Below are 17,079 nucleotides of genomic sequence, written 5' to 3'. Positions count from 1 at the left end.
CTTTCTGGCCGAACTGCCCCCCCCTTCCTATAAATGACCTCTTGCACAGGTCATTTTTTAGTTGGGGAAAAGGTTGATTGAAAGAGTTTGCTATTGTTTTCATAATAGTAAACATGATAATATCAGAATATTATAAATAATTTAAAAATAATCATCAGGTGTGTACATAATCAATTCAAACACAGGGGGAAAAAGAATGAAGAAGAGTCTGTCGTTATGGTTGCTTGGAATGTTGTTGCTGCTTACAGCCTGTAGTGGAGGAAGCCAGGAAGCGGATGCGGACGGCAAGGAAAAAAAGAAGCCGGTCAAGATTGGGATCACGCAAATTGTTGAACACCCGTCGCTGGACGCAGCAAGGGAAGGCTTCATTGCGGCCTTGAAGGACGCAGGTTATGAGGAGGGAAAGAATCTTAAGCTAGATTACCAGAATGCCCAGGGCGACATGAACACCAATATGTCGATTGCCCAAAAGCTTGTTTCGGAGAACAATGATTTGATTCTCGCGATTGCCACGCCTAGCGCCCAGGCGGCAGTCCAGGCGACCAAGGAGATTCCCATCCTGTTCACCGCCATTACCGACCCTGTCGGCGCGGAACTTGTCCAAAGCATGGAAAAACCAGGAGGGAATGCTACCGGGACATCGGATACACACCCAGATGCCATCAAGAAAACCATTGCTGCCATCAAGACATTCATTCCTGAGGCAAAAAAGGTTGGCATCATTTATAACAATGGCGAGCCGAATTCGGTCGTGAATGTCAAAAACGCAAAGAAGGCAATTGAAGAAGCCGGGCTCCAGTCTGTTGAAACGACGATTTCGTCCAGTTCCGAGGTGAAGCAGGCGGCAGAATCCATGGTAGGACGCGTGGATGTCCTGTACATCCCGAAGGACAATACCGTCGTCGCCGCCCTTGAATCGGTCATCAACGTGGCCAATGACAAGGATATCCCGACATTCGTCGGCGAAGGGGATTCGGTCAAACGGGGTACCTTTGCTTCCTATGGATTCGACTATCATGACCTTGGCTACACAACCGGGAAAATGGCGGTGGAAATCCTGAACGGGAAAAACCCGGGAGAGCTTCCAGTCGGGTACCCGGAAAAGCTTGAGTTGATCGTCAATAAGAAAGCAGCTGAGGAGGAAGGCATCACACTGACTGAAGAAATGCTGAAGGATGCTAAAATTGTAGGAGAGTAAGAGGAACATAATCAGCCAGCCGCCCAAGTGAACAGGACATGCCGCAGCCGGCAGGCAGCTGTGAAAGAAACCTGCTGTTCGCTGGGAAATGCGGTTTCCACTCAGAATGATCCCCGCAAGAAAAAAATAAACCGATTCTTCTTCTTATTGCGGGAGGCAGTTAATATCCTTACTATTGATAGAACGATAGGGGAGGGAACAATTTGCGAAAGCGACTAACGGTTTTTGCGCTTGTCTGGATGTTGTTGGTGCCGGTTGCAGTATGTGCAGGCGACCTTGGCGGTGGTTCAGGAGGGGTTCCGGGAACATGGTATACCGGCGCTTCGCCGGCGTGGATCGACCCGGCAAAATCGCCGCTCGTCTTTGTCCATGGCTACAATAACTCTGCATCCGTCTGGTGGGAAGGCAATGATATGTATGAAACAGCTCTGGCGGAAGGATACCAGACTGCGTTCATCGATCTCCATCCGGATAGGGATATGTGGGAAAACGGCCTGCTTTTATCGCAAAAGCTGAAGACAATCTATGATTTTTTTGGCGGGAAAAAGCTGGTCGTTGTCGCCTACAGCAAAGGCGGCGTTGACACGCAGACAGCGTTGGTCCACTACGGTGCGCATGCTTACGTTTCGAATGTCATCACCTTGTCTACCCCTCACCATGGCACACAGCTTTCAGACCTGGCTTATAGCAGCTCGGCCGGCTGGCTCGCAGCATTGCTGGGTTCCCAGAATGACGCGACCCGCTCCCTCCAGACTGGATATATGACTTACTACAGGACCATCACCGATCCCCACGAGAACGTTGTGAGGAACAAATATTACACCCTCGGTGGGACGAAATGGGGCATATTTGGCAGTGCTTTGTATTGGGGCGGATTGTACCTGAGCAGCTATGGACCGAATGATGGAGTCGTAACAGTCGCCAGTTCCCGGGTTCCAGGCGGGACGATCGTCCAGGAAGGAAAGTGGAACCATACGACCATCCGTGAAGGTTCATACACATTCCAGGTGTTCAAGCCGTTTACGGGTGCAGGACAGCAGGCAGTGGCATACACCGCAGCTGATGGGGAGTCTCCGGGCATAAACCAGATCGTCAAAGGCGGCAAGGCCGATGTAGCGGTCAAAGACAGCTTTGTGATCGAAGAAGCTGCCAAAAGCTTCAGGCTGGCATTCCTGAGCGAGCAGCGTCTGGACGGCCTTAAGCTGGAAGGGCCAGGGGGCGAAGAATATGAAGCTGTGGAAATCCATCAGGACCGCGGCGGATTTTTCAAAGGAGCATGGGTCCACCAATTTGAGGTCGAAGCTGCGAAAGCCGGGACATGGACAGTCACTGGCCCGGCAGCCGTTTATTTCTACACAGTTGCCATCGATAGCCCGCTTGGGGCCAAATTGAAGAATGGCAGCTTGAAAGCAGCTTATAAAACAAAGTGGGTCCATTTTGGCTTAGATTCCAAGAAAAAACTTAAGGAAATACGCAAAGGCACGAAAGCCGGCAAAGTGAAGAATGGGGATTTTAGCGAGCCTGGCGTTTACAACCTGACGACAGAAGTGACAGGCAGGGGCTCTGAAGGCAAACCGTTCGAACGGACTTTGGTGGAATCCATTTATGTGGACCGTTCCGGGAAAATCCATCGGTAAGTGGCTGGAGTTGCGAAACTGACAAGTCCTTTCGACTTATTTTCCTGAAAGAGATGGAGCAGATGCTTTTCCGTCCGATATACAAAGTAAGCAATGAAGCTCATCAGGAGGAGAAGCAGCGATGCACATATTGGATATTATTTGTAAAATCAATGACAGTGTCGAAAAGCTTGATTTTGCAACTGCCAGGTTATATATGGAGGAGAATCTGGACGTCCTTGGCGAAAATAAAAGCCATTTGAAGAGAAACGCCAGAGATTTGCTGGAGTTTTTGACAAACCAGAGGGATGCGGGGCAGGAGCCGCTGACAAGAAAAGAAATGGCAGTCATCCAATCCGTCAACAGTTATGCCGCCAATTTTGATTTAAGAGGTTTGAAGGTTATCGTCGGAGACCATCCACAGGTGTTTTTAAGGAACGACATTGAAGCCTATCTGAATACAGACGCGAGAATCATTCTTGAAGGAATGGGCTCGGTTGCAAAAGAGAAAGTATGAAGGACGGCTGCCGAAAGGCCGCCGTTTTTTTTTTGCCTTTAGCTAATTTCCGAGAACTGATGCAACGGATTGTTTATAAAAGTGTGACCCGACAGCGGGGGCAGGGACACTGCCCAAAGTGGAGTTCGTCAGATGATAGAGGGACAAACAGGGCCAGATTGCGTCCAAAATGGTGCCCTGTCTTGGGGTAAGGGGGAATCCCCAGGAGCGGATCGCGGCCCAAACGGGGTTCGTCGAGGTGAAGTGGGGACGAAAGGTGGGGGGCTCGTGCCTAAACGGGGTTCGTCTCGAGCCCAAAGGTACCGCAAGAGGTCTTCCCGATCCCAAACGGTCTGCCGAGAGGTGGAAAAGGTAACGCAAGGGGTCTTCTCGATCCCAAACGGTCTGCCGGGAGGTGGAAAAGGTACCGCAAAGGCGGCTCTCGATCCCAAACGAGTTCTCGTGAAAGCCGAAAGGTACCGCAAGATGTCTTCTCGATCCCAAATGGGCTGCCGGGAGGGGGAAAAGGTACCGCAAAGACGTCTCTCGTCCCCAAACGAGTTCTCGTGAAAGCCGAAAGGTACCGCAAGGGGTCGTCTCGATCCCAAACGGTCTGCCGGGAGGGGGAAAAGGTACCGCAAAGGCGGCTCTCGATCCCAAACAGGTTCCCGAGAGAGCAGAAAGGTACCGCAAGAGGTCTTCTCGATCCCAAATGGGCTGCCGGGAGGAGGAAAAGGTACCGCAAAGACGTCTCTCGTCCCCAAACGGGTTCTCGTGAAAGCCGAAAGGTACCGCAAGGGGTCTTCTCGATCCCAAACGGTCTGCCGGGAGGGGAAAAAGGTACCGCAAAGGCGGCTCTCGTGCCCAAACGAGTTCTCGTGAGAGCCGAAAGGTACCGCAAGATGTCTTCTCGATCCCAAATGGGCTGCCGGGAGGGGGAAAAGGTACCGCAAAGACGTCTCTCGATCCCAAGTGGGTTCCCATGAGAGCCGAAAGGTATCGCAAGAGGTGTTCTCGATCCCAAATGGGCTGCGGAGAGGGGGAAAAGGTACCGCAAAGACGTCTCTCGTGCCCAAACGAGTTCTCGTGAAAGCCGAAAGGTACCGCAAGAGGTGTTCTCGATCCCAAATGGGCTGCGGAGAGGTGGAAAAGGTACCGCAAAGACGTCTCTCGTGCCCAAACGAGTCCTCGTGAGAGCCGAAAGGTATCGCAAGAGGTCGTCTCGATCCCAAATGGGCTGCGGAGAGGGTGAAAAGGTACCGCAAAGGCGGCTCTCGATCCCAAACAGGTTCCCATGAGAGCCGAAAGGTACCGCAAGATGTCTTCTAAATCCCAAATGGGCTGCCGGGAGGGTGAAAAGGTACCGCAAAGGCGTCTCTCGTGCCCAAACGAGTCCTCGTGAGAGCTAAAAGATACCGCAAGATGTCTTCTCGATCCCAAATGGTCTGCCGGGAGGGTGAAAAGGTACCGCAAAGGCGTCTCTCGATCCCAAACGGGTTCGCAGTAAAGCAAAAAGGGACCCCGAAAGTGTTCGGGGATCGTGCCCAAATCAAAGCAGCGATATTGATGGAGCAGCTCTCCTGTAATACCGAAGGATCCAGCCAGTCGATCCTTCCTCCTGGTAAACCCCGCACTGCCAATTCATTTTTCTACGCTTCTCCATACCCATTCAGCAATGAAATTCAGTGTAAATGTTACAGGATTTTTACAGAAAATATCGAATATAAAGTATAATTGAGATAAAATGTACTATTGATGTTTATTAGAGGAGGAATATCCGTGCGTGAGCAGATGAATCCGACTGTGGAAAAGATTTTAGGCAATATCGACAAAGTCATGACAGGGAAACGGAATGTAGCGGAATTGAGCCTGGTCGCTTTGCTTTCTGGAGGCCATGTCCTGCTTGAGGATGTGCCTGGAGTAGGGAAGACGATGATGGTACGGGCGCTCGCGAAATCCGTAAGCGCCCAGTTCAGAAGGATTCAGTTCACGCCGGATCTTCTTCCGTCAGATGTGACAGGTGTTTCGGTCTATAATCCGAAGGAAATGGAGTTCCAGTTCAGGCCGGGGCCAATCATGGGCAACATCATACTTGCTGATGAAATCAACCGGACCTCCCCGAAGACGCAGTCCGCCCTTCTTGAGGGAATGGAGGAGCAAAGCGTGACGGTCGATGGCGTGACCCATACCCTTGAAAAGCCATTTTTTGTCATGGCTACCCAGAACCCGATTGATTATGAAGGAACCTATCCGCTGCCGGAAGCCCAGCTTGATCGCTTCCTTTTGAAAATGAAAATGGGCTATCCGGAGCTTCATGAAGAAATGGAAGTGCTGAGCCGTGCGCAAAAAACATTCCCTATCCAAGAGCTGAAGCCTGTTGTCACACTCGAGGAACTGCGCGTTTTACAGCAGGCGGTCAAGGAAGTCATCGTCGATGATACAATCAAACGCTATATTGTTGAGCTTTCCAGCAGGACGAGGGGCGATGCGAACGTCTATCTTGGTGTTAGCCCTCGCGGCTCGATCGCGCTTATGAAGGCCGCCCAGTCATACGCATTCATTTACGGTAGGGATTATGTCATTCCAGACGATATCCAGTACCTTGCTCCTTATGTCTTTGCCCACCGGATCATCCTGAAATCCGAGGCAAGATTCGAAGGGATCACAGCGGAAGATGTCGTCAACAGGGTGATGGCGAGAGTGCCTGTTCCGGTGCAAAGGCATGTGACATAACATGAAGAAATATTTCCGGAAACTCGAGGAAATCTGGAAGCTGGCTGTCCTTCTGCTTTTGATTGCCCTTGCTTTTTCATACGCAATGTTCCAGGGAGGCTTCGTCAGCTGGTTCTTGTTTTACAGCTTTTTGCCGTTCGCGGTCTATGCCCTTGGCCTCGCTTTTTATTCCTTTAAGGATTTCAAAGCTGAAAGGATCTGTACAAAACAGGAATACAACGCAGGGGAAAAATTTAAGGCAAGCATCGTGATGGAAAGGAAATTCCGGTTTCCGCTGTTTTATGCAATCGCTGAAGAGCAGACTGGGGGGTCGCTTGCCAGGAATGCCGATGTGAAAAAGGCTAAGGTGATGCTGTTCCCTGCCTTCAGGCGGAAACTAAGCTTTGATTACACGATTGAGAACCTGCCGCGCGGCGAACATATCCTGACTGGAATCAGGCTGAAGACGGGTGATCCGCTGGGATTGATTGAAAAAGAGAAAGTCGTGCCGTGTGAAAACCGTCTCCTTGTTTATCCGGCTTTTGAGGAAATCATCTACCGGCCGGTCGCCCACCATTTCGACCAGGGGATGACAGCTTCTAAAGAGCGTGTCCAGCGTGATAGCTCGATGGCGATCGGTGTCAGAGAATATCAGCCGGGCGACCGTTATTCGTGGATAAACTGGAAAGCAACCGCCAAGCGGAATGACTTCATGACAAAAGAGTTCGAGCAGCGCCAGTCACATGATGTCTCGATCCTGATGGATTGCGCGCCGGACCAAAGGTTTGAAGTCATTGTTTCGTTTGCCGCTTCTGTGATCCGTGCCATTTTGCGAAAAGGGGCACAAGTTGGGCTGCTGACTGTTAGCACAGAGCGGAAGGCTTTCCCGATTCGCGGGGGCGAGGCTCAGCAGCGGGAACTCCTTTACCATCTTGCGAAAATCACGGATGAAAGTCCGGTCAGTTTTGACAAGGTGCTAGAGGCGGAGACTTTTTTAGCCCAGCAAAACCATTCAATCATCCTGATCACGGCGAGGCTGACTAAGGAATTCATGGATAAAGCTGTTTTTTACAATCAACGGAACGGATCGGTCAGTATTTTCCTGATCAAGAATGAGAACGAATCGCCGACAAAAGCGGAAACCAATTTGCGTTCTTCAGCGGAGGCGAGAGGAATCAGGCTCATAATCCTTCATAGCGGCCGTTTTTCCGATGCGTTCTTGGAGGTGGGAAGGCGATGACGAAGGATCGGCCCAAAAAGGATTTTGCTTTCTTTTTATTGTATATGTTCAGCTTCCTGCTGTTGTGGGAGTGGCTGCGGCCGATGAAGGAGTTGACGGAGACGGGGTATCTGGAAGTATTTCTTGTATTCGTCTTTCTATCGTTGGTGATGTCGTTCTTCAGGATGCCAGTCATTCCGGCAAGTTTTGTAAAAGTGATATTTGTTCTTTATTGCATTCACTTCATGTATTATGAAGGGACTTTTTTCAGCGCAGGCTGGATTGGACAATTCCTTGAAAGCTCGATAATCAACCTGAAGCTTGTTTGGGGAGCAGCATGGACAGAGTTATCGAATGACTTCCGGACACTGTTGTTTTTCATCCTGCTTTGGATGATGGCCTACCTGATTGAATACTGGCTGATCAACAGGAAACAGATTTTCGTCTTTTTCTTCATGACGCTTGTTTATATCACTGTCCTGGATACCTTCACTCCATATGAAGCGAATGCAGCGATTGCCAGGACGGTCGTCGCCGGTTTTGCTGTCATGGGTATGCTCGCCTTTTACCGGATTGCCGACAGGGAGCTGACAAACAAGACCAGCGCCAATGCCAGGAAATGGATGATGACACTGGCGGCGATGATCCTTTTCAGCGTCGGAATCGGCTATGCCGCCCCAAAAGCGGAGCCGGCCTGGCCCGATCCCGTTCCCTTCCTGAAATCATTTGGGAATGGCGATGGAAGCGGGGGAACCAAGAAGGTAGGGTATGGAACCGATGATTCAAAATTGGGGGGGCCATTTATTGGCGATGATACGCTTGTCTTCACTGCCGAGGCGGACAGCCGCCATTATTGGAGGGTAGAAACAAAGGATGTATACACGGGAAAGGGCTGGATAACCAATTCTGAATCATCACCGACTTTGCGCTTCGAGCAGAACCAGATGGTCCCAATGTTTCAGTTCCATCCTGAGGTGAAGACCGAGCAGCATACAAGCAGGGTCAACCCTAAGATTGGATATCCTCATCTTGTCTACCCTCTGGGCGTGAGCAGCGTGGAAGCTTCGGGTACCTTTACCTCGCTTGAGTTCAGTCTTAATACGCATACCGAGAAAATCCTTTCGGTCGCTAATGGCCAGAAGGATGCGATCGGCCCGTATTCGGTTACGTTCGATAGCCCGATTTACAGCATCGAAAAGCTTCAGGCTGCAGGAGGTGCTGGGGTCGAAACCAATGAAGATCTTAACGCTGCAGGAGGTGCTGGGGTCGAAACCAATGAAGATCTTAACGCCCGAATGCTTAGCCGATATACACAGCTTCCCACTGGGCTTCCTGCTCGGATTGGCAGGCTAGCTGCCGAAATCTCGGAAAAAGAAACGAACTGGATAGACAAAGCAAAAGCAATTGAAACGTATTTCCGGTCGAACGAATTTGTCTATGATCAGACACAAGTCGCTGTGCCGGAGGAGAACCAGGATTATGTCGATCAATTTGTTTTTGAGACCAAGCGGGGGTATTGCGACAATTTTTCAACCTCGATGACTGTGATGCTCCGGACCCTCGGAATTCCAGCCCGATGGGTAAAAGGCTACACCGAAGGGGAGTATAAAGAGACGACCAACAACGGTCGCCGGCTGTATGAAATTACGAATAATAATGCCCATTCCTGGGTCGAAGCCTATTTTCCCGGGGTTGGCTGGGTACCGTTCGAACCGACTCAAGGCTTTTCGAATACTGTCCAGTTCGAGTCGGAGAAAAAGGAGCAGGCCAAGACGCCGCAGGAGGAAGAAAAAAAAGAGGACATTGCCCCCGTAGCCTCGAATAAGCCTGAACAGCTCGAGGAAGAAGTGGGAACTGCTGAAAAGAAGGCATCTTTTTCGGATGTTTTCAAGAAAGCAGGCACCTCCTTGAAAACGAAGCGGAAAGAGATCACTCTCACTCTGCTGATTGTGGCAGTAATTGCTGCTGTCCTTTTCAAATGGCGGGCTAAATGGCTGCCGGGTTACTACATTCTTCTTTATAAATACAGAAAACAGGACAAATACCTGGAAAAAGCTTATCTTGCCTTGCTTGACCAGCTTAATCGGTATGGGCTGAGGCGCGGGGATGGACAGACTCTGAGGGATTATGCCAATTATGTCGATCAGTTCTTCTCCACTAGGGAAATGCGGCGACTGACGGCTAAATATGAAGAATATCTTTATCGGGGGACCGTCAATGAAGGAATGTGGGAGGAAGCCAAGGACAGTTGGGAAGTTTTGATAAAAAAAGCTGGTGCTTGACCGGTAAATTATTATACTGGTACAATACTTGAAGCTATATTGAATAATCCTTCATATATCCTCGATAATAAGGTTCGAAAGTATCTACCAAATCACCGGAAATGATTTGACTATGAAGGCAGGTTCTCTTTGTTCCGACAGAGCTGGAATTCTGCTTTCCTATTTCATTGAGGGGGGGAGGATTCCGGCTTTTTTTGATGGTCGGAAGATGTTCCTGGAATCCCAGGTTAAAATCTGCGCTTTTTAAATAGAAGATGGGGTGACGTAAGTGGCAATGAAAACAGAGCTGGAAGATCAGGAAATAATCGTTGTATTGGATTTCGGCAGCCAATATAACCAGCTGATTACGAGAAGAATCAGGGAGTTTGGCGTCTATAGCGAGCTTCACCCGCACACGATTACGGCTGAGGAACTCAAGGAAATGAATCCAAAAGGAATCATCCTGTCAGGCGGGCCGAACAGTGTGTATGATGAGGGTGCTTTCCGCTGTGATGAGGAAATTTTCAATCTTGGTGTGCCTATTCTGGGAATCTGCTATGGCATGCAGCTGATGACAATGCATTTTGGAGGAAAAGTGGAAAAAGCAAAGAACCGCGAATACGGAAAAGCGCTGCTTACTCTCCATAACCAAAATGCGTTGTTTACCGGAACGCCAGAGGAACAGATTGTCTGGATGAGCCATGGCGACCTTGTGACAATGTCCCCTCCGGGATTTTCGGTTGACGGGGTCAATCCATCCTGCCCGATTGCGGCGATTAGTGATGAAAGCCGCAAGCTATATGCTGTCCAGTTCCATCCGGAAGTACGCCACTCCCTGTATGGAAATGACCTTTTGAAGAACTTCGTTTTCAATGTGTGCGGCTGCAAGGGCGACTGGTCAATGGAAAATTTCATTGAAATCGAAATCGAGAAAATCCGCCAGCAGGTCGGCGACAAGAAAGTCCTTTGCGCCCTGAGCGGCGGCGTCGATTCTTCTGTTGTTGCCGTCTTGATCCATAAAGCGATCGGCGACCAGCTAACTTGTATTTTCGTCGACCATGGACTGCTGCGAAAAGGCGAAGCCGACAGCGTCATGAAGACATTTGCGGACGGTTTTAACATGAATGTCATCAAAGTCGATGCAAAAGACCGCTTCCTCAGCAAACTTGAAGGTATATCCGATCCGGAGCAGAAGCGCAAGATCATTGGCAATGAATTTATTTACGTTTTCGACGATGAAGCAGCCAAGCTAAGGGATATTGAATACCTGGCACAAGGAACGCTGTATACAGATATTATCGAAAGTGGGACGGCTACTGCGCAGACAATCAAGTCGCACCATAATGTCGGCGGCCTGCCTGAAGATATGCAATTCAAGCTCATCGAACCATTGAATACATTGTTCAAAGACGAAGTCAGAGCACTAGGAACTGAACTCGGAATTTCAGATGAAATCGTCTGGCGCCAGCCATTCCCGGGTCCTGGTCTCGGAATCCGTGTCCTTGGCGAGATTTCGGAAGAGAAGCTGGAAATCGTCCGTGAGTCAGATGCGATCTTGAGGGATGAAATCAAGAAAGCCGGACTCGAACGCGATATTTGGCAATACTTTACCGTCCTTCCTAATATCCGCAGCGTTGGTGTCATGGGCGATGCCAGGACGTACGACTATACCATCGGCATCCGCGCCGTCACTTCGATCGATGGGATGACCTCCGATTGGGCAAGGATCCCGTGGGATGTACTGGAAATCATTTCAACGAGAATCGTGAATGAAGTTGCCCATGTAAACAGAGTCGTATATGACATTACAAGCAAACCACCTGCGACAATTGAGTGGGAATAAACAATCAAACGAACGGAAATTATAGTAAAATCCGAACGATTAAAAAACGAACATGAAAAATGTTCGTTTTTTTTAATTGACAGAGGTAAAAAGTCCTGTTAAGATAGAATCGAACTTCATACATTGTCTATTTTCGTCGTATAATCTTGGGGATATGGCCCGAAAGTTTCTACCGAGCTACCGTAAATGGCTTGACTACGAGGGAATAAAGACAGGGCTTGTTTTTCGCTTTTCTTCATTCCTGCCCTGCCGTTATTCATTTGCCTGCAGTCAACGCCCGGTATCCGAGGCGTTTTCTTTTTGGCTTTATTCCCTGAAACAATTTTCAGGGGGAGTAAGAAAATGAAGAAGTATTTTATGTTTGAGGAGCTGGGCACAAATTATCGCCGCGAGTTCTTAGGCGGCATGACCACGTTCCTGGCAATGGCCTATATTTTAATTGTCAACCCGATTACGCTGACTCTCGCGGATGTCAAAGACCTTCCGGATGCGCTTCGAATGGATTATGGTGCTGTGTTTGTAGCGACCGCCCTGGCAGCTGCGCTCGGTTCGATTATCATGGGATTGATCGGCAAATATCCAATCGCACTCGCTCCAGGCATGGGTTTGAATGCGTTCTTTGCCTATACTGTCGTTCTTGGCAGCGGAGCTCCATGGCAGCATGCGCTTGCGGCCGTGTTCATTTCCGGTGTGTTCTTCCTGCTGCTCACGATTTCGGGTCTCCGTGAAAAAATCATCAACGCCATTCCAGTTGAATTGAAGCATGCGGTTGGCGCCGGTATCGGATTATTCATCACATTCATCGGCTTGAAAAATGCTGGAATCATCGTCGATAACCCGGCAACGCTTGTAGGGCTAGGGGATCTGACAAATGGCAATACCTTGCTCGCGATCTTCGGCTTGCTGATCACCGTCATCATGATGACAAGAGGCATTAACGGAGCCGTTTTCTTCGGAATGATCATCACGGTGATCGTCGGCATCTTGTTCAACCTGATCGAAAAACCGGAGCAGGTTGTGGGCGCTGTTCCAAGCATTGCTCCAACGTTCGGAGCCGTTTTCACAGCGTTTGGCGACCCTTCTTTCTATACGGCTACAATGGTGGGCATCATCCTGACCTTCCTGTTCGTAGACTTTTTTGACAATGCTGGAACGCTTGTCGCAGTCGCGAACCAGGCTGGGTTAATGAAAGACAATAAACTTCCACGAGCCGGCCGCGCGCTATTCGCGGATTCCATCGCTTCCATCGTTGGTTCGATTTTAGGTACTTCAACAACAACTTCTTACATTGAATCGTCCGCAGGGGTCGCTTCCGGTGCGCGAAGTGGATTCGCTTCCCTTGTGACCGCAGGATTCTTCCTGCTGGCTCTGTTCTTCTTCCCGGTCCTGTCCATCGTGACAGCGCCGGTCACAGCACCAGCTTTGATCATCGTTGGTGTATTGATGGTTTCTTCTCTTGGCAAAATTGACTGGAGCCGTTTCGAAATCGCTGTCCCCTCATTCCTGACAATTATCGCCATGCCGCTCTCATACAGCATTGCGACAGGCATCGCGGCAGGGTTCATCTTTTACCCAGTCACCATGCTCGTGAAAGGACGTGCGAAAGAGATCCATCCAATTATGTACGGATTCTTCGTCATCTTCCTTCTATACTTTATGTTTTTAACTGAGTAAAAATAAAGGGGTTCAGCGGATTGCCTGCTGAACCTTTTTCTTTTTAACAGAATGGGGTATAGATAAGGAGAATGGAAAGGGGGAAGACCAATGCAGATAGAAGTAAGACAAGCGGCAATGGAAGAGTTAGCGAAAATACACTTCGGGGAAGACGAGGGCATCAGGATTTTAGCCGAGTTTGTCGGTACGTGTTCGATCGCAACCGATATTGAATTGCATCTGGAACAGAAGCAGGACGAGGATGAGGTTATTGCAACAAACGGCATCCGTTTTTTCGTTCCGCAGAAATCGATTGAATCACTGCCAGGGAAGATCTTTCTGGATTTCAAACCAGGACTCGGGTTTAAAATATCATCAGCGGAAGAGACGTTTGGCTATCATTTTAAATTGAAGAAGTAGGGGAACAGCCCATGCTGGCAAGCGTTCGAGATTGACTTCTTATTTTTCCTTTTATACGATAGTCGGTAAGAAGAAGCTGAAGCGGGGAAACACCATGGGGAATATCAAAGTGAAGAAAGCCTTGAACAATAATGTCTTGATTGCGGGCCATCCCGGATTCGGGGAAGTCATCTTGATCGGCAAGGGCATCGGGTTCAATCGGAAAACAGGAGATTCAATCGAAGATGGCCAGGCGGAGAAAATGTTTGTGCTAAAGGATGAGAAGGAGCAGGAAAACTACATCAAACTTCTCCCTTTTGTTGAGGAAGACCTCCATGAGGCCATCATTTCCTCCATTGAATGGATAAAATCGAGAACTGGAAGCAAGCTCAATGAGCATATCCATGTTGCCCTGACCGACCATCTGATGTTCGCAGCCAGCCGCATTGCCAAAGGACTGGAACTGCGGAATCCTTTCCTGGTCGAAACCAAGGCCTTGTATCCAACTGAATATGCCATTGCAGAGGACGTTGTTGGACTGATTAAAGAAAAGTCAGGGATCATACTCCCTGAAGGGGAAATAGGATTTATCGCGCTTCATATCCACAGCGCGGTGATGAACCGGAACCTTTCGGAGGTTAATAAACACTCACAGCTTGTGACAAACCTGGTCCAGATGATTGAAGATAGTCTGGGTTTTAAAATAGATAAAGAAGGAATCGATTATACGAGGCTCATCCGCCACATCCGTTTTACAATCGAAAGAGTCAACAAAGGAGAGCGTGTCGAAGAGCCTGAAAAAATATCTGCCCTCTTGAAAGAAGAATACCCGCTGTGCTATAATCTATCGTGGAAACTCATCAAAGTGATGCAACAGTCTTTGAGAAAACAAGTATTCGATGCTGAAGCAGTGTATTTGACGATGCACTTGCAAAGGCTTCAGAAAAAAGTTAAATAAGGTATTTTTTTTACGTGTTACTGATTCGATCAGGCATGAGTAAAGAAGTAATTGAAAATGAGCATTAAGGGTATGATACCCATGTGCTTATTTCAATGTTTCTTACTCATGCCTTTTTTATTTGTTTTTTCATGGCTTGTATTGCTTTGTAGCAAAAACAAAATAGGAGGTATTACCCATGTTCAAAAAAGCTTTTGGTGTTTTGCAAAAGGTTGGGAAGGCGCTGATGCTCCCTGTTGCGATTTTGCCTGCAGCGGGAATCCTGCTTGCTTTTGGTAATGCGCTGCAAAACCCCACCCTGTTGGAACTGGCTCCATTCCTTGACAACAGCGGAGTGGAAATGGTTGCAGCGGTGATGGAGCAGGCCGGAGGAATCATTTTCGGCAATCTAGCTCTCCTGTTTGCTGTCGGGGTAGCCATTGGGCTTGCTGGCGGTGAAGGTGTAGCCGGCCTTGCGGCTATTATCGGTTACTTGATCATGAACGTAACAATGGGAACTGTCCTTGGAATCGAGGCAAAAGACCTTGAAGGAAGTCTCGAATACGCGAATGTCCTTGGAATTCCTACCCTGCAGACAGGAGTATTCGGTGGGATCATCGTTGGTATCCTGGCAGCGGCTATGTATAACCGTTTCTTTGAAATCGAACTGCCGACTTATTTAGGGTTCTTTGCCGGCAAACGTTTTGTGCCGATCATAACAGCAGCAAGCGGTGTCGTCCTTGGTCTGCTGATGATTGTTATTTGGCCGCCGATCCAGGAAGGGCTGAATGCTTTTTCACAAAACATGGTACACGCGAATCTTGCGCTTTCAGCCTTCGTATTCGGGGTTATCGAGAGGGCGTTGATTCCGTTCGGTCTTCACCACATCTTCTATTCGCCGTTCTGGTTCGAATTCGGACAATACACAAATGAGGCGGGCCAGCTTGTTCGCGGTGACCAGCGCATTTTCTTCGAGCAAATCAAAGACAACGTCCAAAACCTGACAGCCGGAACATTCATGACAGGGAAATTCCCGTTCATGATGTTTGGTCTTCCGGCAGCTGCATTGGCAATTTATCATGAAGCCAGACCGGAAAGGAAAGTCATGGTTGCAGGTATCATGGGTTCCGCAGCTCTTACATCTTTCTTGACGGGGATCACTGAACCAATCGAATTCTCATTCCTTTTCGTAGCGCCGGTCCTTTTCGGGATCCACACCATCTTTGCAGGTCTGTCGTTCCTGACAATGCACCTTCTTGATGTGAAAATCGGGATGACATTCTCGGGAGGGCTGATTGACTACATCCTGTTTGGGTTGATCAATCCGCAAACAAATGCGTGGCTTGTTATTCCTGTCGGATTGGTATTTGCAGTCATTTATTATTTCGGTTTCCGATTTGCAATCCGAAAATTCAACCTAATGACACCTGGCAGAGAGGAAGCAGCAGAAGAAGAAGAAGAGGAAACAGCAGGAGTTAAAGGAAATGCCGGAGACCTTCCTTATGAAATCCTTGAGGCAATGGGCGGACAGGAGAACATCGCCCATTTGGATGCGTGCATCACGCGCCTTCGCGTTTCTGTCAATGACAGTAAAAATGTTGATAAAGATCGTTTGAAAAAGCTGGGTGCTGCAGGTGTACTTGAGGTAGGCAATAGCATCCAGGCTATCTTCGGGCCCCGGTCCGAAACAATCAAAGGACAAATGAAAGATATCATGAGCGGCAAAAAACCGCGTCCGATTGAAACAGACCAGGAACATGAAGTCGAACAGCAAATCGAAGAGATCAATCCAACAGCATTGCAAAATGACAGTGAGGGCCGCGAGGAAACTTTTGTATCTCCAATCAAAGGAGAAATCAAGCCGATCACTGAGGTGCCAGACGCGGTATTTTCCGGCAAGATGATGGGGGACGGCTTCGCGATCCTTCCTTCCGAAGGCACGATTGTTTCTCCTGTCAACGGCAAAATCGTCAACTTGTTCCCGACAAAGCATGCAATCGGCATCTTGTCAGACGCTGGACGCGAAATCCTGATCCACGTTGGAATCGATACAGTCAATCTCAAGGGAGAAGGATTTGAAACGCTAGTGGCTGAAAACGACACTATTGTAAAAGGGCAGCCGTTATTGACGGTCGACCTTGGCTATATCGAAGAGCATGCTGCCTCCACAATGACTCCAATCGTCTTCACAAACCTAGCGGGAGACGAAAAGGTCGTCATCAAAAAACAGGGCCATGTTGAATTGGAAGAGGAAGGCATCATTTCTATTGAAAAATAGAGAAAAAGTATTTTTTCAGCCTCCAGGCTTTCTGGAGGCTGTTTTTACTTTATCGATGAAAGTTCTTTATTGATCCCGGTATTCAGTAGCGGTGTCTACTCATGTATTATCTTGATGCATCTTCATGGGAATATCTGTGTTGTGGCATACCTACATGTGATAGCGGTTTTTAAGAAGTAGAGCAGTCTTGGCCAATGTTTATTATTAAAACAGACTGTAAAACATAGAAGGATAAAAAAATATTGATTTCCACTTTTTGTAATGAATATTGGTGTTGACTCGGGACATATGCGGTGATAATATATAGAAGCAGTCGCGATTGGTTAACAACATTTTAATGTTAAAAAAGTTTTAAAAAAGTTGTTGACTTATCACTGCATTCCATGTTAAATTATTAAAGTCGCTTCCGGGCGACACAGTGAAAGTTGCTCTTTGAAAACTAAACAAACAAGCGTCAACAAACAATA

At 48.5% G+C, this 17,079-nt stretch carries 11 protein-coding genes and 2 riboswitches; all 11 genes read left to right on the top strand.

Going from position 1 to position 17,079, the window contains the following annotated elements; translation table 11 throughout:
* Window positions 1-196 precede the first annotated feature (196 nt).
* On the top strand, window positions 197-1,198 hold the full coding sequence (locus JJQ88_RS19075) for an ABC transporter substrate-binding protein (RefSeq protein WP_210367628.1): 1,002 nt from the start codon (window positions 197-199) through the stop codon (window positions 1,196-1,198).
* Between the two features lie 203 nt (window positions 1,199-1,401).
* Window positions 1,402-2,835 carry an esterase/lipase family protein gene (locus JJQ88_RS19070; protein ID WP_210367627.1) on the top strand — a complete coding sequence of 478 codons (1,434 nt, stop codon included), beginning with the start codon at window positions 1,402-1,404 and terminating at the stop codon, window positions 2,833-2,835.
* Window positions 2,836-2,956: 121 nt separating this feature from the next.
* The gene (locus JJQ88_RS19065; protein WP_210367626.1) at window positions 2,957-3,331 is read left to right on the top strand and encodes a hypothetical protein; all 375 of its coding nucleotides are present in this window, start codon (window positions 2,957-2,959) and stop codon (window positions 3,329-3,331) included.
* A 1,770-nt stretch (window positions 3,332-5,101) separates the two neighbouring features.
* Window positions 5,102-6,043, top strand: a complete 942-nt coding sequence (locus JJQ88_RS19060) for an AAA family ATPase (RefSeq protein ID WP_210367648.1) — start codon at window positions 5,102-5,104, stop codon at window positions 6,041-6,043.
* Between the two features lies 1 nt (window position 6,044).
* Window positions 6,045-7,262, top strand: a complete 1,218-nt coding sequence (locus tag JJQ88_RS19055) for a DUF58 domain-containing protein (protein ID WP_210367625.1) — start codon at window positions 6,045-6,047, stop codon at window positions 7,260-7,262.
* The gene (locus JJQ88_RS19050) at window positions 7,259-9,523 is read left to right on the top strand and encodes a transglutaminase TgpA family protein (RefSeq protein WP_210367624.1); all 2,265 of its coding nucleotides are present in this window, start codon (window positions 7,259-7,261) and stop codon (window positions 9,521-9,523) included. Before JJQ88_RS19055 ends, JJQ88_RS19050 begins: the two co-directional genes overlap by 4 nt.
* A 31-nt stretch (window positions 9,524-9,554) precedes the next feature.
* A riboswitch (purine riboswitch) is annotated at window positions 9,555-9,656 on the top strand.
* 141 nt (window positions 9,657-9,797) lie between these two features.
* Window positions 9,798-11,345 (top strand): glutamine-hydrolyzing GMP synthase, encoded by a 1,548-nt coding sequence (gene guaA, locus JJQ88_RS19045; RefSeq protein WP_210367647.1) that lies wholly within the window; start codon window positions 9,798-9,800, stop codon window positions 11,343-11,345.
* 116 nt (window positions 11,346-11,461) lie between these two features.
* A riboswitch (purine riboswitch) is annotated at window positions 11,462-11,563 on the top strand.
* A gap of 124 nt (window positions 11,564-11,687) precedes the next feature.
* Complete coding sequence (locus JJQ88_RS19040) at window positions 11,688-13,019, top strand: NCS2 family permease (protein WP_210367623.1); 1,332 nt, start codon at window positions 11,688-11,690, stop codon at window positions 13,017-13,019.
* A 90-nt stretch (window positions 13,020-13,109) separates the two neighbouring features.
* Window positions 13,110-13,418, top strand: coding sequence for an iron-sulfur cluster biosynthesis family protein (locus tag JJQ88_RS19035; RefSeq protein WP_210367622.1), 309 nt, complete (start codon window positions 13,110-13,112; stop codon window positions 13,416-13,418).
* Between the two features lie 94 nt (window positions 13,419-13,512).
* On the top strand, window positions 13,513-14,355 hold the full coding sequence (gene glcT, locus JJQ88_RS19030; protein ID WP_210367621.1) for a glucose PTS transporter transcription antiterminator GlcT: 843 nt from the start codon (window positions 13,513-13,515) through the stop codon (window positions 14,353-14,355).
* A 178-nt stretch (window positions 14,356-14,533) separates the two neighbouring features.
* On the top strand, window positions 14,534-16,612 hold the full coding sequence (ptsG, locus tag JJQ88_RS19025; RefSeq protein WP_210367620.1) for a glucose-specific PTS transporter subunit IIBC: 2,079 nt from the start codon (window positions 14,534-14,536) through the stop codon (window positions 16,610-16,612).
* Window positions 16,613-17,079: the final 467 nt, after the last annotated feature.

The sequence above is a fragment of the Bacillus sp. REN3 genome (assembly GCF_017912555.1).
In the GTDB taxonomy this organism is placed as follows: Bacteria; Bacillota; Bacilli; order Bacillales; family Cytobacillaceae; genus Mesobacillus.
Note: the sequence above shows the minus strand (reverse complement) of the source record. Positions and strands in the feature narration are given on the sequence as shown.

Coding starts and splice junctions, on each gene's coding strand:
- JJQ88_RS19035 (WP_210367622.1), top strand. CDS start 13,110: ATGCAGATAGAAGTAAGACAAGCGGCAATGGAAGAGTTAGCGAAAATA.
- JJQ88_RS19040 (WP_210367623.1), top strand. CDS start 11,688: ATGAAGAAGTATTTTATGTTTGAGGAGCTGGGCACAAATTATCGCCGC.
- JJQ88_RS19060 (WP_210367648.1), top strand. CDS start 5,102: ATGAATCCGACTGTGGAAAAGATTTTAGGCAATATCGACAAAGTCATG.
- JJQ88_RS19050 (WP_210367624.1), top strand. CDS start 7,259: ATGACGAAGGATCGGCCCAAAAAGGATTTTGCTTTCTTTTTATTGTAT.
- ptsG (WP_210367620.1), top strand. CDS start 14,534: ATGTTCAAAAAAGCTTTTGGTGTTTTGCAAAAGGTTGGGAAGGCGCTG.
- guaA (WP_210367647.1), top strand. CDS start 9,798: ATGAAAACAGAGCTGGAAGATCAGGAAATAATCGTTGTATTGGATTTC.
- JJQ88_RS19075 (WP_210367628.1), top strand. CDS start 197: ATGAAGAAGAGTCTGTCGTTATGGTTGCTTGGAATGTTGTTGCTGCTT.
- JJQ88_RS19055 (WP_210367625.1), top strand. CDS start 6,045: ATGAAGAAATATTTCCGGAAACTCGAGGAAATCTGGAAGCTGGCTGTC.
- JJQ88_RS19065 (WP_210367626.1), top strand. CDS start 2,957: ATGCACATATTGGATATTATTTGTAAAATCAATGACAGTGTCGAAAAG.
- glcT (WP_210367621.1), top strand. CDS start 13,513: ATGGGGAATATCAAAGTGAAGAAAGCCTTGAACAATAATGTCTTGATT.